Raw genomic sequence first — 21,296 nt, 5'->3', positions numbered from 1 at the left:
TAATTCCGAGGCAAGTGAAACAGAGTAAATAAATCGCCCGACGCAAGGTCGGGCGAAGAAATCAGGAGCCCAGACGGTAGTTCGGGGACTCTTTGGTGATGGTCACGTCGTGAACGTGGCTTTCCTGAATGCCCGCACCGCTGATGCGTACGAATTCAGCTTTGGTACGCAGCAGATCAATGGTACCACAGCCGGTCAGACCCATACAGGAACGCAGACCGCCCATCTGCTGGTGAATGATCTCTTTCAGGCGGCCTTTATAGGCCACGCGGCCTTCGATACCTTCCGGCACCAGTTTGTCAGCGGCGTTATCGCTCTGGAAATAGCGATCAGAGGAGCCTTTGGACATCGCGCCAAGGGAGCCCATCCCGCGGTAGGATTTGTAAGAGCGACCCTGATAGAGTTCGATTTCACCCGGGGACTCTTCGGTACCCGCCAGCATGGAGCCAACCATCACCGCCGCCGCACCGGCGGCGATCGCTTTGGCGATATCGCCGGAGAAACGGATACCGCCGTCAGCGATAACCGGAATACCGGTCCCTTCCAGCGCTTCCACCGCGTCGGAAACAGCGGTGATCTGCGGCACACCCACGCCGGTGACGATACGGGTAGTACAGATGGAGCCCGGGCCGATGCCCACTTTCACCGCGCTGCAGCCGGCTTCCGCCAGCGCGCGCGCGCCTGCGCCAGTGGCGACGTTGCCGCCGATGATCTGCAGGTCAGGATATTTCGCGCGCGTTTCACGGATACGCTGCAGAACGCCTTCTGAGTGACCGTGCGAGGAGTCGATCAGCAGAACGTCAACGCCTGCCGCTACCAACGCGTCTACGCGCTCTTCGTTGCCGGCACCGGCGCCGACCGCCGCGCCTACGCGCAGACGGCCCTGCTCATCTTTACAGGCGTTCGGTTTACGTTCTGCTTTCTGGAAGTCTTTGACGGTGATCATGCCGCGCAGGTGGAAGCTCTCATCCACGACCAGCGCTTTCTCGACGCGTTTTTCGTGCATCTTAGCGAAGACCACTTCACGGCTTTCGCCTTCACGAACGGTGACCAGACGCTCTTTCGGCGTCATGTAGACGCTGACCGGCTGGTTCAAATCGGTGACGAAACGCACGTCGCGGCCGGTGATGATGCCGACCAGCTCGTTTTCTTCGGTAACCACCGGGTAGCCGGCGAAACCGTTGCGCTCGGTCAGCTCTTTCACTTCACGCAGGGTGGTGGTTGGCAGAACGGTCTGCGGGTCGGTGACCACGCCGGACTCATGTTTCTTCACGCGACGAACTTCTTCAGCCTGGCGCTCGATGGACATGTTTTTGTGAATAAAGCCGATGCCGCCTTCCTGTGCCAGGGCAATAGCCAGACGCGCTTCCGTTACGGTATCCATGGCTGCGGAGAGCATAGGAATATTCAGACGAATGGTTTTCGTCAGCTGAGTGCTGAGATCGGCAGTATTCGGCAGAACGGTAGAATGAGCGGGAACGAGGAGGACGTCGTCAAACGTCAGGGCTTCTTTAGCGATACGTAGCATGGGCAATATCTCGACCAGGGTGGATAAATATTGCCGTGGCATTATACAGAGCGTAACCGATTGCATCTACCCTTTTTTGCAAATAATACTTGCCATCCCCTCTGAGCGCGTTACTATCGACTGAATAACCTGCTGATTTAAAGTTTGATCTTGCTCACATGTTACCCTCTCAATCCCCCGCAATTTTTACCGTAAGCCGCCTCAATCAGACGGTGCGTCTGCTGCTTGAGCGCGAAATGGGCCAGGTTTGGATCAGCGGCGAGATCTCTAACTTCAGCCAGCCCTCCTCCGGCCACTGGTACTTCACCTTAAAAGACGATAACGCCCAGGTGCGCTGCGCGATGTTCCGCAACAGCAACCGCCGGGTCACGTTCCGCCCGCAGCACGGGCAGCAGGTGCTGGTTCGCGCCAACATCACGCTGTATGAGCCGCGCGGCGACTACCAGATTATCGTCGAAAGCATGCAGCCCGCCGGCGAAGGGTTGCTGCAGCAGAAGTATGAGCAGCTGAAAGCGCAGTTAACGGCGGAAGGACTGTTCGAGCAAAAACATAAGCAGGCGCTCCCCTCTCCCGCCCACTGCGTCGGCGTCATCACCTCGAAAACCGGTGCCGCGCTGCACGATATTCTCCATGTCCTCAGGCGCCGCGATCCCGGGCTGCCGGTGATCATCTACCCAACCGCGGTCCAGGGTGACGACGCCCCCGGGCAGATTGTGCGCGCCATCGCGCTGGCCAACGCGCGCCAGGAGTGTGACGTACTGATTGTCGGACGCGGCGGCGGTTCGCTGGAGGATCTGTGGAGTTTTAACGATGAGCGGGTGGCGCGGGCTATTTTCGCCAGCCAGATCCCTATCGTCAGCGCCGTCGGCCATGAAACCGACGTCACGATCGCTGATTTTGTTGCCGACCTGCGGGCACCGACTCCCTCAGCCGCCGCGGAAATCGTCAGCCGCAACCAGCAGGAGCTGCTGCGCCAGCTGCAGTCCGGACAGCAGCGGCTGGAAATGGCGATGGACTATTTCCTCGCCAGTCGCCAGCGCCGTTTTACCCAGCTGTTCCATCGCCTGCAGCAACAGCATCCACAGCTGCGCTTGGCCCGCCAGCAGACCGCCCTGGAACGCCTGCGCCAGCGGATGCGTATCGCCGTGGAGTCACAGCTTAAGCGCGCAGAACAGCGGCAAAAGCGCACCGTTCAGCGTCTGAATCACTACAACCCGCAGCCGCGGATCCACCGCGCGCAGTCGCGGATCCAGCAGCTGGAATACCGGCTGGCGGAAATTATGCGTGGCCGCCTCAGCGAGCGGCGTGAACGGTTTGGCAACGCGGTGACCCATCTGGAGGCGGTGAGCCCCTTAGCCACCCTGGCGCGGGGCTACAGCGTCACCTCGGTGAGCGACGGTACGGTGCTGAAGCAGACAAAACAGGTCAAAACCGGCGATCTGCTCACCACCCGCCTGAAAGACGGCTGGGTCGAAAGCGAAGTGAAGCAGATCGCGCCGGTGAAAAAAACGCGGGCCAGAAAGCCTTCGCCCACTAAACCAGCGGAATAAATTCCACCCGTTTTTTCGAGATAAGGCCATGCCCATGCTGGCAAAAGTAATCCACCGCGCCGCACGCCTTCAGCACCTCCAGCGGCTGGTGGCATTCCGGGCAGCGGGCCTCAAGGGTAAATACCCTTTCGCACTGGGCGCAATGCGCGCTACTGCCTTTGACATCTAACGGCGCGTGGCACAGAGGGCAATCAAGTTCCATAACCATTCCTTTCAACGTTTATCTGCACCTATTTTATCATGTTCCGGGTTTAATGCGGGCCGCGTAATTGCTGCTGCAACCTGAGCAGCCATTCCACTTCCTCAAGCCTACGCTGCGTTAGCCCGGCCACGCTGTCCGGCGCCCGGATAAACAGATTATCCGCGCCGAGGATCTGCTCATCAAGACAGTGCGTATAGATCGCCCCGGGCCGGGTCCAGCGCTGCACCCGCTCGCCGTCCTGTAGCGTCACCACTTCGCCCTCAGGGGCGCGATCGAGGGTAATTATTCGCCCGTCCCGCAGTCCTATCCGCATTCCCTTTTGCCCGCCCGCGGGACCCGCGTATTTGTTGAGCCAGATATTGAGCGGGATAGTGCCCAGGGTTCCCTGCAGATGCGCCTCCCCCTCGGCAGTGCTCGTATCCCCAGGAGCAATGTCATGGCCGAGGCGGTCTTTCGCCACCCGAAGGGAAAGGCTCAGCGCCGTATCGCCTCCGCTGGCGTGCAGGGTTTCGCGGAGCATCGCCAGGACATGGGTGCCGATATCGAGGATCACCCCATCAGGGTGACGCAGCTGCCGGGTATCCAGCTCCCCGGTGGCAAAATTGAGTGCGACCGGCTCACCAGCGCTGTTAAAGCCGCTTGGCTCCTGCAAATAACCTTCGATCCAGACGATATCCTGCGCTGACAGGTGCGGCGGAGGCAGGCCGCTGGCCTCCCTTTCCGCCCGCCACAGCGGGCCAGGAGCGTTCAGCGCAACGCCTCGCGCCATCCAGTGGTCAAGAGCCAGCACCCGCGCGGCCTGCTCAGTCGGCGCCAGCAGCGCCCGCAGCCGGGCGGCCTGCTCAAGGTTGGCCACGATCGGCTTTTCCACCACGATGCGGGAAATGCCGCTGGCTAACGCCCTCTCCAGTACGGGCAGATGCTGAAGTGATGAGGTGGTAATGAAGAGCGTATCCAGGGGTTCTGCCAGCAGCGCCGACAGCGAACTACAGCGCTGGATCCCCGGCAGCGCTCTGCTGCAGTCCAGGTCATAGCCCTGGCAGCGGTCGATGACGTCCCCCAGGCGACGCAGCGCCGGTAAATAGGCGGTTTCCACCACCGCGCCGAGGCCGATAAAACCAATCTGCATAGTAAGTCCACCTTTGAGCCGCTCTGTTCCCGGCGAAGTATCGCGGGATTATGGCGGAAGGTTTTGACATTTACCGGCATGGCGGCCACAAAAAACCCGCCGAAGCGGGTTTAATGATTATTTGCTTTTCTTGATGTGCTTGATCAAGCGCTTACGTTTACGCATCTGGTTCGGCGTCAGGGTGTTACGCTTGTTAGCGAACGGGTTTTCCCCTTCCTTGAACTGGATACGGATTGGCGTGCCCATCACGTCCAGGGATTTACGGAAGTAGTTCATCAGATAGCGCTTGTAGGAATCCGGCAGATCCTTGACCTGGTTACCGTGGATCACCACGATAGGCGGGTTGTAGCCCCCGGCGTGGGCGTATTTCAGCTTCACGCGACGGCCACGCACCAGCGGTGGCTGATGATCTTCCGCCGCCATGTTCATGATCCGGGTCAGCATCGCGGTGCTTACGCGGCGCGTAGCGCTGTCGTAGGCTTCGCGTACCGATTCAAACAGGTTGCCGACGCCGCTGCCGTGCAGGGCGGAGATGAAGTGCACCCGGGCAAAGTCGATAAAGCCCAGACGATAGTCGAGGGTCTCCTTCACCTGCTCCTTCACTTCCTGACTCAGGCCATCCCACTTGTTAACGACGATCACCAGCGAACGGCCGCTGTTAAGAATAAAGCCCAGCAGCGAGAGGTCCTGGTCGGAGATCCCTTCGCGAGCATCGATCACCAGCAGCACGACGTTGGCGTCTTCAATCGCCTGCAGCGTTTTGATCACCGAGAACTTTTCCACGACGTCGGTGATTTTCCCGCGCTTGCGCACCCCAGCGGTATCGATGAGCACGTATTCGCGCTCGTCACGCTGCATCGGGATATAAATGCTGTCACGGGTGGTGCCCGGCATATCGTAGACCACCACGCGATCTTCACCGAGGATGCGATTGGTGAGGGTTGATTTACCGACATTAGGACGCCCGACAATCGCCAGCTTGATCGGCAGATCCTGCGGATTGAAGTCGTCTTCCGGCTCTTCTTCCGCTTCGCCATTCTGCTCGGCTTCGAATTTCGCCCAGTATTCGGCATCTTCATCCACCTCTTCCTGCGGATTAACCTCATCTACCCATGGCAGCAGGGCCTGCTCCAGCAGGCTGGTCACGCCGCGGCCGTGCGAAGCGGCAATCGGATAGATATCGCCCAGGCCGAGCGACCAGAAGTCCGCCATCGCCTGGTCGACGTCGATGCCGTCGGTTTTGTTAGCCACCAGGAAGGTGGGCTTTTCACGAGAGCGCAGGTGTTTAGCGATCGCGATGTCCGCCGGCATCAGGCCCGCGCGCGCATCGACCATAAACAGCACCACATCGGCCTCTTCGATTGCCAGCAGCGACTGCTCCGCCATCCGGGTTTCCACGCCCTCTTCCGTACCATCAATACCACCGGTATCGATACAGATGAATTCGCGGCCTTCGACTTCGGCCCGACCGTACTTACGGTCACGAGTCAGCCCCGGGAAATCCGCAACCAGCGCATCACGAGTGCGCGTCAGGCGGTTAAAGAGCGTGGATTTTCCAACGTTAGGGCGCCCGACAAGCGCGACCACAGGTATCATGTTAAATGCCTCATACAATCACTAAGCAACATCGTCTTAACGACGTTTTTAAAAAAGTCAAAACGGCCCCTGTCTGCCAGGGGCCGTTTCTTAATCACTCACGACAGCGGTAATTAACGCGTAATCGCGTACAGCGTACCGTCTTTCGCCTGGATCAGCAGTCGACCATCGGCAACCACCGGGTCGGTCAGGAAGCCGGAGCTGTCCACTTTCTGCTGCGCCACAAAATGGCCATCTTCCGGATTAACCCAGTGCATGTAGCCTTCGCTATCGCCGACGACCAGATTGCCATTATACAACACCGGCGCGGTCAGCAAACGGTGCAGCAGATCGCTTTGCGTCCACAGGGTTACACCGCCGTCGGTGGTCAGTGCCAGCAGGCGATCGTTCTGGTCAACCAGGTAGATACGGTTACCATCGACGATGAAATCATTCACCGAACCCAGCTCGCGTTTCCACATAATCTGGCCGCTACGCAGGTCCAGCGCGGTCAGGTTGCCGTTATAAGCCAGCGCATAAACCACACCGTTAACGATGATCGGCGTCGTGTCGACGTCGTTCAGGCGGTCAATTTCCGTCGGGCCGGTGGCCGTAGAAATACGCTGCTGCCAAATCATCTGCCCCTGCTGCATCAATACTGCACTGACGCGGCCGTTGTCGCCGCCGACGATCGCCGCGCCGTAGGCGGTCGCAGGCGCAGACTCGCCGCGCAGGGAGAGCGCCGGCATATCGAGGTTAACGGTCCACTTCACGGCCCCATCGGTCTCGTTTAGCGCCTGCAGCTGGCCGTTGCTGGTATGCACCAGCACCATGCCATCGCTCACCACCGGACGCGACAGCGCCTCGCCGGCGACACGGGTTTGCCAGGCCACGGTACCATCGCTGGTATTCAGCGCATACAGCTGCGCTTTCTCGCTGCCGATATAAACATGGCCGCCAGAGACGGTCACCCCGCCAGAAAGCAGCGCTGGCGTGCGCGAGAACCAACCATCTTTCTCCGCCAGATTCACCGACCACACCTCTTTGCCGTCGTCGGCGTTCAGCGCTTTGACGGTGCCTTTACGGTCAGCAGCATACACTACGCCGTCGGCAAAGGCCGGATGAAGGTTAGAGTAAAATTCGCCGATACCATCGCCAACCGAGGTGCTCCAGGACGTGGACGGCGTAAACTGGTTTTCTACCGTCGGCAGCGGTGACATTTTCACCACATCTTCTTCGCTATTAAACAGCGAACACCCGCTCAGCAAGGTAACGGAAAGCAGCCCTGGCAACAGTAATTTACGCAATTGCATCGAGTCCCTCTCAGATGGACAAATTATTCATTTTCATACGCATCATTTCGCTGAGCGCAGGAGAAGCATCGCTTTTCACGCCAGCTTCCCACGCCGCACGGGCCCCTTGCTTATCGCCTTTGCTCAACAGAATTTCGCCGCGCAAATCGGCCACAATGGCGGTCCAGCCCTCACCTTTGATGCTGTCGAGGGTTTTCAGCGCCGCATCAGCCTGTTTCATTTGCAGCTGAACGCGGGCCAGACGCATACTGATAACCGATTTCAGATTATCATCAGATGCGGCCGCCAGCCCCTGCTGCAGCTGCTTTTCAGCGTTCGGCAGATCGTTCTGTTCAACAAAATGCTGTGCCAGCTCGAGAGAGGCGAAGGCGCCGTAGGTATTTTTATTGTCAGCCGCGAATTTCTCTGCCCCTGACAGCACTTCTGGCGTATTCGATTTCAGCGCGGAAGTCGCCTTCTCGTAAGCCAGCGACGCGTCTCTGGCGGTATCCTGCTGATGGGAGGTCCAGTAGCGCCAGCCAACCAGCGCGCCAATCCCTAAAATCACCCCGACCGCCAGCGCTTTGCCGTTTTCGGCAAAGAAACGCTTCAGCGCATCGACCTGATCGTTCTCGTTGTTAAAAGTTTCCACGCAGTCCTTCTCCTGACTAATAATTCCCGGGAGATTAACCCAGAAGTGTGCGCAAATGCGCGGCAACGCTCTCCTGCGTTACGGTAGTTTGCTCACCTGAGCGTAAATCCTTCACTACCACGTTTCCGTCAGCAATCTCTGATTCACCGACCACCAGCGCGACGCGCGCCCCCCACTTGTCAGCGCGGGCGAACTGCTTCTTAAAGTTGCCGCCGCCGTGGTTGGTCATCAGCTTCACGCCGGGCAGCGCATCGCGAACCTGCTCAGCCAGACGCATTGCAGCAGACTGAGTATCGGTCCCGGAGGCTACCAGGTATATATCGACAACAGGATCGGCTTTAAATTCCGGATTCACTGCCTGGACCAGTAAAACAAGACGTTCCAGCCCCATGGCAAAACCCACGCCCGGGGTAGCGCGACCGCCCAGCTGCTCAACCAGGCCGTCGTAACGACCGCCGGCGCAGACGGTGCCCTGGGAACCAAGGCTGGTGGTCACCCACTCGAACACGGTGCGGTTATAGTAATCAAGGCCGCGCACCAGGCGCTGGTTGACGGTGTAGCGGATCCCGGCATCGTCAAGCAGCGCGCACAGGCCGGCAAAGTGGGCTTTCGACTCTTCGTCAAGATAATCGCCGAGCGCCGGCGCGTCGTTGAGCAGCGCCTGAACGTCCGGGTTTTTGGAGTCCAGCACCCGCAGCGGGTTGGTATACATCCGGCGTTTACTGTCTTCATCCAGTTTATCGGTAAACTGCTCCAGGTATGCCACCAGCGCGTCGCGGTAGTTGGCGCGTGCTTCCAGCGAACCGATGGAGTTCAGCTCCAGGCTGACGTGCTCGGAGATGCCCAGCTCACGCCACCAGCGCGCGGTCAGCATAATCAGCTCCGCGTCGATGTCCGGGCCCTGCAGGCCAAACACTTCGGCGCCGATCTGATGGAACTGGCGGTAGCGACCTTTCTGCGGGCGCTCGTGACGGAACATTGGCCCGACGTACCACAGACGCTGTTCTTGATTGTACAGCAGACCATGTTCGATGCCGGCACGTACGCAGCCCGCCGTCCCTTCCGGACGCAGCGTCAGGCTGTCGCCATTGCGGTCTTCGAAGGTATACATCTCTTTTTCAACCACGTCGGTCACTTCGCCGATCGCGCGTTTGAATAACGGGGTCTGCTCTACAATCGGCAAACGGATTTCGCTGTAACCGTAGCTACCGAGCACCTGCTTCAGTGAGCCTTCAATGCGCTGCCAGAGAGCGGTTTCGCCCGGCAGATAATCGTTCATGCCACGGATGGCTTGAATGTTCTTTGCCACGTTTATTCTCTTTATATATACAAAAATGAACCCCGGCGCCTCGCGCCCGCAGGTTCAATCATACACGGGAAGCGTATCGCTTCCCAACACGTTATTTTGCTTCAACCTGTTGAACGTCAATCCGACGGGCTTCATCGAGCATCGAGGCTTTGGCGCGGATCCGCGCTTCCAGCTGGTCGATCATGTCGTTGTTGTCCAGGCGATCTTTACGCACGCCGTCTTCATACAGGCCGCTTTTCTTGTTGCCGCCGGTGACGCCAAGGGTGGAGACCAGCGCTTCGCCCGGGCCGTTCACCACGCAACCGATGATCGAAACATCCATCGGGGTGATGATATCTTCCAGACGCTGCTCCAGAGCATTCACCGTACCGATAACGTCAAACTCCTGGCGTGAACAGGTCGGGCAGGCGATAAAGTTAATGCCGCGGGAACGAATACGCAGAGATTTGAGGATATCAAAGCCGACCTTGATCTCTTCCACCGGATCCGCCGCCAGCGAGACGCGCAGCGTATCGCCGATCCCCTCGGACAGCAGTAGTCCCAGACCGATCGCCGATTTTACCGCGCCGCTGCGCGCGCCGCCCGCTTCGGTGATCCCAAGATGCAGCGGCTGATCGATCTGTTTCGCCAGCAGACGATAGGATTCCACCGCCAGGAAGACATCGGAGGCTTTAACGCTGACTTTAAACTGATCGAAGTTCAGACGATCGAGATGATCGACATGACGCATGGCGGATTCGAGCAGCGCCTGCGGCGTCGGCTCGCCATATTTTTCCTGCAGATCTTTTTCCAGCGAGCCGGCGTTGACGCCGATGCGGATCGGGATGTTTTTATCGCGAGCGCAATCTACAACCATGCGGATGCGCTCTTCGTTGCCGATGTTGCCCGGGTTGATACGCAGGCAGTCGACGCCATATTCCGCCACTTTCAGCGCAATACGGTAGTCAAAGTGGATATCGGCGACCAGCGGGACGTTAACCTGCTGTTTGATAAGTTTGAACGCCTCAGCAGCGTCCATCGTCGGAACAGAGACACGGACAATGTCCGCGCCTACGCGCTCTAACGCTTTGATTTGATTTACGGTCGCCGCCACATCGGTGGTGCGCGTATTGGTCATTGACTGAACGGCGATGGGAGCCCCATCGCCAATTGGCACATTACCAACGTAAATACGTTTAGATTTTCTACGTTGAATCGGAGCCTGGTTATGCATGAAAAATCTCCCGCGTTACCCGTCTGTTACTGCGCCGGTGATGCTTCGGCATTGAGGGTCAGACGCGCAACCTGGTTAGTTCTGATAAAACGACTTAAATCGACAGGCTTGCCCAGATACTGGATCTGTACCGCGGCCGGGGCGCCAATTTTCAGCTTATACGGCGCCTGACCGCTCAGGTTCAGGTTACCGCCTTTACGCTGCAGGCCGCTGAACAGTTTTTTACCGGTGGCATCGCTCACTTCCAGCCAGCAGTCGGCGGAAAAGTTCATCACCAGATCCTGCGCCGACGCCGCCGGAGTCGTGACGTTCGCCTGATCGGTCGGCAACGGCGAGGCTGGAGTGGTAGCCGGAGCTGCCGGCGTCGTCCCCGCGGTATCGACATTGGCCTGGGAAGGCGCCACGACAGCGTTATTATCCGCTGGCGTCTGGGCCGGCGCGCTGGTGGTCGGTGCGCTGGCGGTATCGGTTGGCGCGCTGTTCGCGGCGCTATCGGCGGTCGGGGCTGCAGGGGCGCTGGTATCCAGCGGCACGTTCTGGCTGTTGGCGTCGCCGCCGTTCAGCTCAGCGGAAGACTGATCGGCCATGGTCGAAATCTCTTCCTGCTGCGCCTTATGGTCTTGCCACCACCAGGCGCCGCTCAGACCGATAACCACAAACAGCACCAGCCAGGTGAAGCTCATCAGCCAGCCGTCGCGCTTTTTGCGGCGCTTGCCTAAAGAGAAACTCTGCATTGGCGCGACTTTCGCCGCGCGGATGGGCGCCTGCTTGGCCATCATCGGCAGCAGCTCGTCTTCTGGAATATGTACGAGGCGAGCGTAGGAGCGGATGTACCCGCGCAGGAAGGTGGAGGCGAGGTCGGCGGGGGCCTTATCGTCTTCAATATCACGAACCGTGGACACCTTCAGGCATAAGCGTTCGGCCACCGCTTGCTGGCTAAGTCCGAGTTGTTCGCGGGCGTGACGCAGACGCGCGCCCGTGGTGTTTGCTTCTTGATGATCTTGAGTGGCTTCAGTATTCATTCGCTACAACTACTGGTACGTGAAATTTAAAGTTCAGCGCGGGAAAAAGCCGGCGCCGCGAGACATCTGTGCTACGTCAGCCTCACAGTATAGGACTGTCAGCCGCGCGATCACAGAGACGAATCAAAATTGAATGCTAAGCGGTTGTTGTGCCGCTACATACTGCCTCAAAGTCGACAAAAACGCACCGTAATTATTAACCGAATCAGCGTATTTCGCCTGGCTATCGGCCATAAATATGACCCGTGCCGCCTGCGCTGCACGGGTCATCATTTGTCAGACCGCTTTTACGTCAATCGCTTCGCCCTGCATCCGCTTACGCAGCGTACGCTTGGTACGGTCAATGACGTCGCCCGCCAGCTGGCCGCAGGCGGCATCGATATCGTCGCCGCGCGTTTTACGCACGATGGTCGTAAAGCCGTACTCCATCAGGACTTTGGAGAAACGGTCGATGCGGCTGTTGGAGCTGCGGCCATACGGCGCGCCCGGGAACGGGTTCCATGGGATCAGGTTGATCTTGCACGGCGTATCTTTCAGCAGCGCCGCCAGCTCATGGGCGTGCTCGGTGCCGTCGTTGACGTGATCCAGCATCACGTACTCGATGGTCACCCGGCCCTGGTTGGCGTTGGACTTCGAAATATAGCCGCGCACCGAGTTGAGGAACGTCTCGATGTTGTACTTTTTGTTGATCGGGACGATTTCGTCACGAATGGTGTCGTTCGGCGCGTGCAAGGAGATCGCCAGCGCAACGTCGATCATATCGCCGAGTTTATCCAGCGCCGGCACCACGCCGGAGGTAGACAAGGTTACACGACGCTTGGAAAGGCCAAAGCCGAAATCGTCGAGCATGATTTCCATCGCCGGAACGACGTTGTTGAGGTTCAGCAGCGGCTCGCCCATGCCCATCATTACTACGTTGGTAATGGGACGCACGCCGGTGGTCTTCACCGCGCCGACGATCTTCGCCGCGCGCCAGACCTGGCCGATAATTTCGGATACCCGCAGGTTGCGGTTAAAGCCCTGCTGGGCGGTGGAGCAGAATTTGCACTCCAGCGCGCAGCCTACCTGGGAGGAGACGCACAGGGTGGCGCGGTCTTCTTCCGGGATATAGACGGTCTCGACGCGCTGATCGCCAACGGCAATCGCCCATTTAATGGTCCCGTCGGTTGAGCGTTGCTCTTCAACCACTTCCGGGGCGCGGATCTCCGCCACTTCTTTCAGTTTACTGCGCAGGACTTTGTTGATGTCGGTCATCTCATCAAAGTCGTCGCAGCAGTAGTGATACATCCATTTCATCACCTGATCGGCGCGGAAAGGCTTCTCGCCCATGTTTTTGAAAAACTCGCGCATCTGCTGACGGTTTAAATCCAGCAGGTTGATTTTGGCATCTTTGTTCGGCACCGTCAGAGCGGCGGTATCAGGCGTGACAATTTGTTCAGACATAATATTTTCCGGCCTCGTTATTACACGTTATGGCCCCAGGTGGGTTGAAAAAGAAACGCCCCGGAGAGCGACTGCTCGTCCAGGGGCGCTATATTCTACAAATTCTGGCGCATCATTGCCACGTTTGCACAAAGCAATGAAAAAAAATCTGTAACTGACTGCTCAATCCTCTAAGGCTTTTCGATTGTCGCAAGGCGGCAAGCAAGTGACAAATTCGTCGGGAACGAATTTGACCAGCCGTAGGCTGGCCTCCGGTGAGAGGCAGGAGCCTCTCATTAATCCCGGGAGCATAGATAACTATGTGACCGGGGTGAACGCGCGCAGCCGACCCGCGACGGTCGAAAAGACGAGGTTTGTATCTCCAAAGTATTTCAGGTCACAGCGAGACGGCGAGTTCGCAAATCCCGGGAGCATAGATAACTATGTGACCGGGGTGCGCGAAGGAAGCCAACAATGCTGTGGCGTGAAAGACGCAGGAGATTAGCGAGTGCGCGGGCAAACCTCGCCTTCAGCAAAGAAGAACGCGATTTCGCGGGCAGCGGATTCTACAGAGTCAGAACCGTGGGTGCCGTTCTCGGTGAAGCTGTCAGCGTAGTCAGCGCGCAGGGTACCCGCCAGGGCGTTTGCCGGATTGGTGGCGCCCAGCAGGTCACGGTGACGCTGTACCGCATTTTCGCCTTCCAGAACGGAAACCACGATCGGGCCGGAGGTCATGAACTCAACCAGACCGTCGAAGAACGGGCGACCTTCGTGCTCAGCATAGAAACCACGAGCCTGTTCAACGGTCAGGTGCAGCATTTTGGTGCCGACGATTTTGAACCCTGCAGCTTCAAAGCGGGAAAAGATGCTGCCAATAACGTTTTTTGCCACCGCGTTTGGTTTGATGATGGAAAAAGTACGTTCAATAGCCATGATTACCTCTAATTAAATGTTCTGTTGTTGCACATACGATTGTATGGCCTGGCGCGCATTATAATGAGCATCCCCGCCCCTGCCTACGGATGAAGGTAACATTTTGTTAAAATAAGATGAGTATTGAAAACACAAACCGCCAACAACAAATTCACCCTGGTTATTGCAGGGTGAAGCTGGCGGCCGCCGTCTGACCCGCTTCATCCATCACTACCAACTGCCACTCGCCGGGTTTATCCAGCATTAGCGTGGTTCTTGCGCCGGCGGCCTCTAACGGTTCGCCATTAATAAACCACCAGCGCCGCCCCTCCCCACCGCTGGTTTGTAGCGGCAACATCACCCGCGCCTCACCCGGGAGACGTTTTATCACCGCCCCATCACGGATGCCGGACAGCACCAGCGGCGCGGTATCCTGAGTCTGTAACGGCGGGCATGACTCCGATGCCGGTCCCAGGCGCGCGCGCCGCCTTTCGCTGGCCGGCAGCCAGGGATCCAGCGGCAGCGGCCAGACTTCGACCTGGCTTTCCCGAGCGCCGGGACAATCCGCCGCCACCCGTTCGCCGTGTTCATTGCGCCACACCGGGAAGCGGATCCCGCGTACGCTCTCCTGCCCCGGCAGCAGCAGAGTCGGCGGCTGGCTGGCATCCAAAAGCCAGCTGGCCAGGCGACGACGACAGTTGCTGTCGCCCGCCGGCAGATCCTGCCCGCCAGGCCAGCAGATTGTCCCCTGGCTGACCGTTGCCGGGCGCGGATCGCTCGGCAGCCCGCCGCGGCTCATCGCCGGGCGGGCCAGCAGCAGATTATTGACCTGGTTGAGCAGCGGCACGGCGCTGGCGAAGCCAAACTGGCCCACCACCGGCGTACCGTCCGGGCGCCCGGTCCAGATGCCTATCAGATATCGCGCATTGAGGCCGACCGCCCACGCGTCGCGATAGCCGTAGCTGGTGCCGGTTTTCCACGCCAGCGGCACCGCCTGCGGCAGCGAGGCATCGGGAACCGGTTGCGCTTCGCCGGCCAAAATACGCCGGACGATCCATGCCGCCCCGGGCGACATCAGCGCGCGCTCGGTCAATGGATCGCTCGGCTTCAGGCGCAGCCGCGCCGCCTTGCCATGGCGGGCGAAGGCGCTGTACGCCGCGACAATATCTTCCAGCCGCGCCCCGGCGCCGCCGAGGATTAGCGACAGATTCGGCTCTGCGCCAGCGGGCAGCGTCAGGGGCAGCCCGGCGTTGCGTAAATTAGCCGCAAAGCGTTTTGGTCCATAGGCTTCGAGCACCTGCACCGCCGGCAGATTCAGCGACCGAACCAGCGCCTCGCTGGCGCTCACCGGGCCATGAAACCCGCTGTCGAAATTACCGGGGCGATAATCGCTAAAACGCCGTGGCACATCCTGTAATAGCGATGCCGGGTGAATCAGCCCCTCATCCATCGCCATCGCGTAGATAAAGGGTTTCAGCACCGACCCCGGCGAGCGTACCGCCGAGACCATATCAATATGGCCGAAGCGGCTGTCGTCGGTGATATCCGCCGAGCCCACCCAGCCGCGAACTTTCATATCCGTGTGGTCGACGACGACCATCGCCAGCGAACTGCGCGGCGGCAGGCGCGATTTCCAGTTCAGCGCCAGATCTTCCAGTTGCCGCTGCAGTCCGGCATCCAGAGTCGTCACCACCTTTTCATCACGACTGGTCGCCAGCGCGCGGCGTGAAAAAAGCGGCGCCAGCTGCGGCATCTGGCGCGGAAACAGCCATACTGGCTCCTCCATCGCTTCCTTTACCGCCTGCTCCGGCCAGACGCCCTGGCTGACCATTCGCGTAAGCACTTTATCACGCGCCGCCTGGGCCCGCTGCGGCCAGCGGTCCGGACGTAAACGACTGGGCGCCTGGGGAAGTACCGCCAGCAGCGCCGCCTCGCCGTAGCTAAGCCTGGCAGGCGGCTTACCGAGATAGGCCCAGCTGGCCGCGCCGATCCCCTGCAGGGTGCCGCCAAACGGCGCGCGGTTCAAATAGAGGGTTAGAATGTCGCTTTTTGACAGATGCCACTCCAGCTGCAGCGCTCGCCACAGCTGGCGCAGCTTGCCGCCGAAGGTGCGTGGATGGGGATCAAGCAGGCGTGCCACCTGCATGGTAAGCGTGCTGCCGCCCGAGATAACTCGCCCGGAAGTAAGATCCTGCCAGGCGGCGCGCAGCACCGCGAAGGGATTGACCCCCGGATGGCGCCAGAACCAGCGGTCTTCATACTGGATGAGCGCCTGCAGATAGCGCGGCGACACGTCGGCGAGCGTGACCGGATAACGCCAGACGCCCTGCGCGTCGGCAAACCGCCACAGCGGCGTCCCGTCTTCCGCCACCACCACACGGGCAGGCGTGACGTCATGCAGCGGCAGCGGCCACAGGCGATCGGCCGCCAGCACCGCCAGCCACAGCAGAAAAATAAACGCCGCCAGCCAGCGCCAGCGGCGTTTTACCCGAGGCAATACGCGCATTTACGGCGTCACGGTGAGCGGACCGCTGGCCGCTCCTGTCGCCCGCCACTGCGGCGCATACATCGATTCCACCTGCGGCTGCGGGACCTGATAAGTGCCCGGCGTCACCGCCCGCGCCAGATAGACCAGCGTCACCGGCTGGCCTTCATTGACAGCGACGGCGGCGACGAAACGGTCATCGCGGAACTCGATATGCTGAATATCCGCCTGCTGCATCTGGTTAAGCAGGTTTTGCACCGCGTCGCCATTCTCCTGCAGGCTGGCGCTGCTGTTGGCCAGATTCTGGTTTTCCAGCTCCAGACCGGCTGGCAACAGATCAACCACCAGCGCGTCAGGCACGTTGCGTTTGGCGGTCACCTCCAGCTTGACGAGCACCAGTTCGCCGCTGCGCAGTGAAGACAGCGATTTCTGCTGCCCCTGGGTATCGAAAATAGTGCGTTCAATCCCCAGGACGTTACCGCCCGGCTGCGGCGCGCTTTGCGGATAGCCGCTGCTGTCGAGACGCAGCCACAGCGGCTGACTGCCGGTATTACTCACCTGCAGCGCCGCCAGCCGATCGCCGTCGAGGTTGCGGGTTTGCGCTTTGTCGCCGGCCAGCGGCTCCGCCTGCAGCGAGGTTTGCGCCTGCCAGCTGCCCGGCAGGTCCGCCAGCGTACGTCCGGCAAGGAACAAGGCGTTGGTTTCCTGGGTCGACAGCCAGCGCTGGCCATAGGCCTCTTCCGACAGCGTGCTCAACAGCTGAGTTTGCACCTCCGGCAGCAGCTTATTCTCTTCCAGCAGCGCCAGCTTCAGGGCGTTATCGCGCAGCGGGCTACCGTAATCGCCCAGCCAACGATTCTCATCCTGGCGCGGGGTGGCAACCGCCAGCTTCAGGGCGGCGTCGCCGCGCGGCGCATCGCCCATAGTTTTCAGCGCAATGCCGAGCTGCAGCAGCGGCAAGCCGGATCGCGCCTGGTCGTGACGGCTCCAGATTTCACGCAAGGCGCCGAGCGGCGCTTTTTGCTGACGCGCCAGCACCAGCGCGGCGTATGCCTGGGCGGCAAAGCGGCTAGCCTGGGCGTCGTCGCTGTAGCGCACGGTCATCAGGCCCGGCTCCTGCAGATAGCGCAGCAGGCGCTCGTTGCCTTTATTAATGGCGTTGACCGGTACGCTATAGCCCTGCTCGCTGGCGCGCACGAGGAAGTCCATGGCGTAGGCGGTCAGCCAGTACTCTTCCGGCCCCTCTCTATCCCATAGCGCAAAGCCGCCGTTTTCCAGCTGCATCTGCAGCAGGCGTGAAATACCGACATCGATGGCCGCGCGGCGTTTTTCGTCGCTGTCCCCGCTAATGCCCAGCGCCTTTAGCTGCGCCGCGCTGGTATACAGGGACGGGAACAGGCCGCTGGCGGTCTGCTCAAGGCAGCCGTAAGGATAGGCTTTCAGCTCGCGGATATAGCGGGCGAGATTCAACGGTGGTTTACCGCTGAGCAGCAGTTGGCCCTGCAGCGTTTGCGGGGCAAAGCCCTGGCTCTGCGCCGCCGGCGGCTGCCAGCTTTCACCTGGCTGCAGCACTGCGCCGCTGTTGACGGTCTGTGCCGGGTACGCCGGACGCACGCCGATTTTCCACTGTTTTTGCAGCGGGGCGAAGGTTTCGCCCGGCAGGCTCAGGCCGCTGATGGTGGCATTAACCTGACCATCGCCGAAGCCCGCCAGCGCGCTCACTGGTATAAACAGCGTGCTGCGCGCCCCCGGCGCCAGCTGTACCGGCGGCAGTTGACCCTCGCTCAACGTTACCAGCCCGCTGGCGGTAAGGTGAACCTGCAGGGTTTGCGGTTTATCGGTCAGATTGCTGAGATCCAGCGCCAGACGCGTACTATCGCCGCTGGCGAGGAAGCGCGGAGTGTTCAGCTCGGCGATGACCGGGGCGGCCACCACCACTTTATCTTCGCTGCTGCCGAAGTCATCCGCCGTCCACGCCTGGGCCATCACCCGCAGCTCGCCGTTAAAATCGCCAATGGGTAACGTCACCGTGCCTTCGCCCTGATCGTTCAATACCACCGGCTGCGCCTGCTGGGCGACGATCGTCACGTGGTTAACCGGCGGTTTGCCGCCGCGTTTTAACTCGTCGCCATCGCCGCCGAAGCGCAGGCTGGCCACACGTCCCTGCCCTTCGATCACCTGGCCGTAGATGTCATAGATATCTGCGCCGTAACGCTTCTGGCCAAAGAAGGCGTTCCACGGATCCGGGGTAGCGTAATCGGTGATATTCAGTACCCCGCTATCCACCGCCGAGAGCAGGACATTGACCTGTTTCGGCGCCTCGCCCTCTTTGACGCTGGCTTTCACTTTCACCGTCAGCGGCTGGTTGGGGCGCATTTTGTCCGGGGCCTCCAGCGCCAGCGTCAGGCGACGGTTTTCATCGCCCAGCGGCAGATGCAGCAGGCCCACCGCGCGTTTCGGCGTTGCCGAGCGCGATTTATCGCCGGGACGAACCACCAGCGTGCTGAGGTAGAGGTCGTGGCGATTCCAGGTTTTATCCACCGGGATCGACAGGTCCATCCCCTCCGCCGGGACGTCAATTTCCTGCCACCACAGCGGCCCTTCGCTGGATTCCACCATTGCGTAGCCTTTACCCGCCGCCGGGGCGGCGATGTGCAGCCTGATGGTGTCGCCCGGTTTATAGCTCGGTTTATCCAGCTTCATGGTGACCCGGTCAGGACGCGCCGCGCCGGCGCCTTCGCTGTTATCCTGCCAGCTGTAGCCCGCCCAGAAGCGCACGCTGCTGACCACGTCGTCCGGTCCTTTCACCTCCAGGCGATAGGATCCCCACTCCACCGGGAAGCTCACTTTGCCGATCTGGCCGGCCTGCAGGTCCAGCGACTCCTCGCCCTCCTGCAGATCTTTTTGATCGAACTGCGACTGCCAGCCTTCGCTGTCGGACCAGTTCCAGTAGTAGTCGCGCCTCTCGCGGATCAGCCGCACCTGGAGACCGGAGATCGCTTTTTTCTCGCCTTTGACGTCGGCATAGACGATATCAAACGCGGCGTTACTGTTTTCATCCACCACCGGCTGTTTCACGGTGGTATCGGTGCGGTAATCGTAAACGTCCTTCAGCGTAAATTGCGGGCGGATCCCCGGCAGCGCCTCGGCGGGCCAGATCGGCTGCTTAACCGTACGGGTCACCGGGCGACCGCCGGATTCCAGCAGGCTGGCCTGCAGCACCACCTGCAGCGGCGAATGGCTATCCTGCCACTGGCTTGAGGTGGTCACTTCGCCATGGCCTTTTTCGTCCAGCGTCAGCTGGACTTCATCCAGACTACGGGAGAGGTTTTCTTCCGCAATATCGCCGAACTGGAAGCCCGGCAGCGCAGCGACGGCGTCGCGCAGCGGGCGCAGGAACAGCTTGCCCTGCAGCTGGTTGCCGCTGGCCGGCGCGCCGTAGAGATAAGCGCCGCTAACGCCAAAGGTGACGTCGGCATCCGGCGCGACTGGCGCGGCCTGCGGCGTCAGGTTCAGGGCCATGCGTTCCGGCATAAAGTCTTCAACGTGGAAATCCCATTCGCGCGGCTGGTTGTCGCCGGCGCTGGCGCGAATGTGCCACATGCCGGTAGCCGCGCCGCTGTCGAGCGGATAAGTAAACTGGTACAGGCCATTCACTGGTTTACTCATCACCGAGCGGATCACCTGGCCGTCCGGCTGAACCACCTCCAGTTTCACCGGCTGCTCCGCCAGCGGCTTGCCGTCGCTATCGCGCAACAGCGCATTAAGGATCACCGTTTCGCCGGGACGATAGAGATCGCGCGGGCCAAACATAAAGAACTGTTTGCTAAAGCCGGGCGCGCCTGCGATAGAGAATTCCGCCAGATCCAGCGCCGGCAGCTTGAGGTCGAGGAGCGTGGTCTGCCCCTCTTTGCGCGCCAGCAGCAGCGCGGCTTCTTTATCGGTTTGCAGGGTGACGTGGCCCTGGCTGTCGCTTTTCGCTTCCGCCAGGGTCTGCCCTTTGGCATTGAGCAACTGCACCTCAATACCCGACTGGGCGGCGCCGTTTTCCAGACTCTGGGTAAAAACGTCCAGCCGGTTATGGTAGCGATGCGCCGAGACGCCGATATCGCTGAGGGTAAACAGCGTCGCCGCGTTGCTGTAGCTATAACGGCCCGCCGGGTTCATGACCGCCACGTAGACGCCAGGCTGCTGGAGCGGCTTGATGTCGCTCAGCGGCAGCAGCAGCTTTTCGCGAGTATTACGCGCCGGGTTGAGATCGAAGCGGCCGCTGTAGACCAGATCCGCCATCTTCAGCAGTTCATCAGATTCCCAGTTGCTTAACGAGTTACGGTATTCCCACTGACTGACAAAGGCGGAGAGCGATTCCGGCTTAATGCGGAAGAAATTAACGTCGACATTATCGACGTTAAGCGCCATCACCGGCAGCCCGGCGACCACATTGCCCGGCAGCAGCGAGCCGCGGCTGGCAAACCCAACGCTCGGTGCGATATCGCGGGTGGTCAGGGTCTTCTCAAACGGTTTGTCGAGCGTCGCCTTGTTCAGGGCGGTCAACGTCGGGTCGACCGAGACAATCAGCTCGCGCTTTGGCTCAAGGTGACGCAGACGCAGCTCTTTCAGATTCGGCGCCAGCTCCCAGGCACCGTCCACCTTACCGCTTTTCTTGTCGACCAGATGCACGCTGCGGGAGAAATCCTGGTCCGGCTGCAGCGGGACGGAAAACGTCAGCACCAGGGTCGCGGCGCCATCCAGTTGCACCTCCGAGGCGTCGAGGAGCGTCAGCGCTTTACCCTGGCTTTTTTCCGCCAGCGCCGCCAGCTGGGCGCGGTCCGGTTTTGCCGTCGCGCCTGGGTTGCTATCCGCGGCTGGCGCCGGGGCCGAGGCCTGCGGTGTACCGCTGTCATCACACCCGGTTAATGAAAATGCGGTAAGGAGCGCCAGTGATAGCGCCGCTAAACGAAATGGTTTCATCCTTCTAACCCCTCGGCCGATGAGCCTGATGCAA

At 60.2% G+C, this 21,296-nt stretch carries 14 protein-coding genes; 1 reads left to right on the top strand and 13 read right to left on the bottom strand.

Translation table 11 applies throughout. The features are described 5' to 3' along the window. Window positions 1-61: 61 nt before the first annotated feature. Entirely contained in the window at window positions 62-1,528 is a 1,467-nt protein-coding gene (guaB, locus tag LPQ25_RS06365) for an IMP dehydrogenase (protein WP_004151980.1), read from the bottom strand. Between the two features lie 158 nt (window positions 1,529-1,686). Here guaB and xseA point away from each other — a divergent pair, with 158 nt between their 5' ends. Continuing rightward, on the top strand, window positions 1,687-3,078 hold the full coding sequence (xseA, locus tag LPQ25_RS06360) for an exodeoxyribonuclease VII large subunit (RefSeq protein WP_004149333.1): 1,392 nt from the start codon (window positions 1,687-1,689) through the stop codon (window positions 3,076-3,078). On the opposite strand, the gene LPQ25_RS06355 is transcribed toward xseA, so the two are convergent. The 12 genes from LPQ25_RS06355 to LPQ25_RS06300 all read right to left on the bottom strand — a co-directional run bounded on the left by LPQ25_RS06355 (window position 3,062) and on the right by LPQ25_RS06300 (window position 21,262). Beyond that, a complete protein-coding gene (locus tag LPQ25_RS06355) occupies window positions 3,062-3,280 on the bottom strand; it encodes a zinc ribbon domain-containing protein (protein ID WP_004144303.1) in 219 nt (72 codons plus the stop codon). The two genes, xseA and LPQ25_RS06355, sit on opposite strands and share 17 nt — an antisense overlap. Before the next feature lie 49 nt (window positions 3,281-3,329). Then, the gene (locus tag LPQ25_RS06350) at window positions 3,330-4,409 is read right to left on the bottom strand and encodes a Gfo/Idh/MocA family oxidoreductase (RefSeq protein ID WP_014907120.1); all 1,080 of its coding nucleotides are present in this window, start codon (window positions 4,407-4,409) and stop codon (window positions 3,330-3,332) included. A gap of 117 nt (window positions 4,410-4,526) precedes the next feature. After that, window positions 4,527-6,005: a ribosome biogenesis GTPase Der gene (der, locus tag LPQ25_RS06345; protein WP_004144309.1), complete on the bottom strand. Its 1,479-nt coding sequence runs from the start codon at window positions 6,003-6,005 to the stop codon at window positions 4,527-4,529. Between the two features lie 113 nt (window positions 6,006-6,118). After that, window positions 6,119-7,297 (bottom strand): outer membrane protein assembly factor BamB, encoded by a 1,179-nt coding sequence (bamB, locus tag LPQ25_RS06340; protein ID WP_002913889.1) that lies wholly within the window; start codon window positions 7,295-7,297, stop codon window positions 6,119-6,121. 10 nt (window positions 7,298-7,307) lie between these two features. After that, the gene (locus LPQ25_RS06335; protein ID WP_002913890.1) at window positions 7,308-7,928 is read right to left on the bottom strand and encodes a YfgM family protein; all 621 of its coding nucleotides are present in this window, start codon (window positions 7,926-7,928) and stop codon (window positions 7,308-7,310) included. Window positions 7,929-7,962: 34 nt separating this feature from the next. Continuing rightward, on the bottom strand, window positions 7,963-9,237 hold the full coding sequence (gene hisS, locus LPQ25_RS06330; RefSeq protein ID WP_004149335.1) for a histidine--tRNA ligase: 1,275 nt from the start codon (window positions 9,235-9,237) through the stop codon (window positions 7,963-7,965). 91 nt (window positions 9,238-9,328) lie between these two features. Beyond that, window positions 9,329-10,450, bottom strand: a complete 1,122-nt coding sequence (gene ispG / locus LPQ25_RS06325; protein ID WP_002913892.1) for a flavodoxin-dependent (E)-4-hydroxy-3-methylbut-2-enyl-diphosphate synthase — start codon at window positions 10,448-10,450, stop codon at window positions 9,329-9,331. A gap of 26 nt (window positions 10,451-10,476) precedes the next feature. Then, window positions 10,477-11,472 (bottom strand): cytoskeleton protein RodZ, encoded by a 996-nt coding sequence (gene rodZ / locus LPQ25_RS06320; RefSeq protein WP_004174849.1) that lies wholly within the window; start codon window positions 11,470-11,472, stop codon window positions 10,477-10,479. Window positions 11,473-11,748: 276 nt separating this feature from the next. Next, the gene (locus LPQ25_RS06315; RefSeq protein ID WP_002913894.1) at window positions 11,749-12,915 is read right to left on the bottom strand and encodes a dual-specificity RNA methyltransferase RlmN; all 1,167 of its coding nucleotides are present in this window, start codon (window positions 12,913-12,915) and stop codon (window positions 11,749-11,751) included. A gap of 480 nt (window positions 12,916-13,395) precedes the next feature. Beyond that, window positions 13,396-13,827 (bottom strand): nucleoside-diphosphate kinase, encoded by a 432-nt coding sequence (gene ndk / locus LPQ25_RS06310; RefSeq protein WP_004144312.1) that lies wholly within the window; start codon window positions 13,825-13,827, stop codon window positions 13,396-13,398. Window positions 13,828-13,987: 160 nt separating this feature from the next. Beyond that, the gene (pbpC, locus tag LPQ25_RS06305; RefSeq protein ID WP_004890414.1) at window positions 13,988-16,312 is read right to left on the bottom strand and encodes a peptidoglycan glycosyltransferase PbpC; all 2,325 of its coding nucleotides are present in this window, start codon (window positions 16,310-16,312) and stop codon (window positions 13,988-13,990) included. Continuing rightward, window positions 16,313-21,262, bottom strand: coding sequence for an alpha-2-macroglobulin family protein (locus LPQ25_RS06300; RefSeq protein WP_234599503.1), 4,950 nt, complete (start codon window positions 21,260-21,262; stop codon window positions 16,313-16,315). Between the last annotated feature and the right edge of the window lie 34 nt (window positions 21,263-21,296).

Origin of the sequence: Klebsiella sp. KPN54798 (assembly GCF_021184225.1) — a bacterium.
Lineage (GTDB): Bacteria > Pseudomonadota > Gammaproteobacteria > Enterobacterales > Enterobacteriaceae > Klebsiella > Klebsiella pneumoniae.
Note: the sequence above shows the minus strand (reverse complement) of the source record. Positions and strands in the feature narration are given on the sequence as shown.

Bases quoted from the DNA above. Each gene is read 5' to 3' on its own strand.
- guaB (WP_004151980.1), bottom strand. From the start codon at position 1,528: ATGCTACGTATCGCTAAAGAAGCCCTGACGTTTGACGACGTCCTCCTC.
- xseA (WP_004149333.1), top strand. From the start codon at position 1,687: ATGTTACCCTCTCAATCCCCCGCAATTTTTACCGTAAGCCGCCTCAAT.
- LPQ25_RS06355 (WP_004144303.1), bottom strand. From the start codon at position 3,280: ATGGAACTTGATTGCCCTCTGTGCCACGCGCCGTTAGATGTCAAAGGC.
- LPQ25_RS06350 (WP_014907120.1), bottom strand. From the start codon at position 4,409: ATGCAGATTGGTTTTATCGGCCTCGGCGCGGTGGTGGAAACCGCCTAT.
- der (WP_004144309.1), bottom strand. From the start codon at position 6,005: ATGATACCTGTGGTCGCGCTTGTCGGGCGCCCTAACGTTGGAAAATCC.
- bamB (WP_002913889.1), bottom strand. From the start codon at position 7,297: ATGCAATTGCGTAAATTACTGTTGCCAGGGCTGCTTTCCGTTACCTTG.
- ispG (WP_002913892.1), bottom strand. From the start codon at position 10,450: ATGCATAACCAGGCTCCGATTCAACGTAGAAAATCTAAACGTATTTAC.
- rodZ (WP_004174849.1), bottom strand. From the start codon at position 11,472: ATGAATACTGAAGCCACTCAAGATCATCAAGAAGCAAACACCACGGGC.
- LPQ25_RS06315 (WP_002913894.1), bottom strand. From the start codon at position 12,915: ATGTCTGAACAAATTGTCACGCCTGATACCGCCGCTCTGACGGTGCCG.
- ndk (WP_004144312.1), bottom strand. From the start codon at position 13,827: ATGGCTATTGAACGTACTTTTTCCATCATCAAACCAAACGCGGTGGCA.
- pbpC (WP_004890414.1), bottom strand. From the start codon at position 16,312: ATGCGCGTATTGCCTCGGGTAAAACGCCGCTGGCGCTGGCTGGCGGCG.
- LPQ25_RS06300 (WP_234599503.1), bottom strand. From the start codon at position 21,262: ATGAAACCATTTCGTTTAGCGGCGCTATCACTGGCGCTCCTTACCGCA.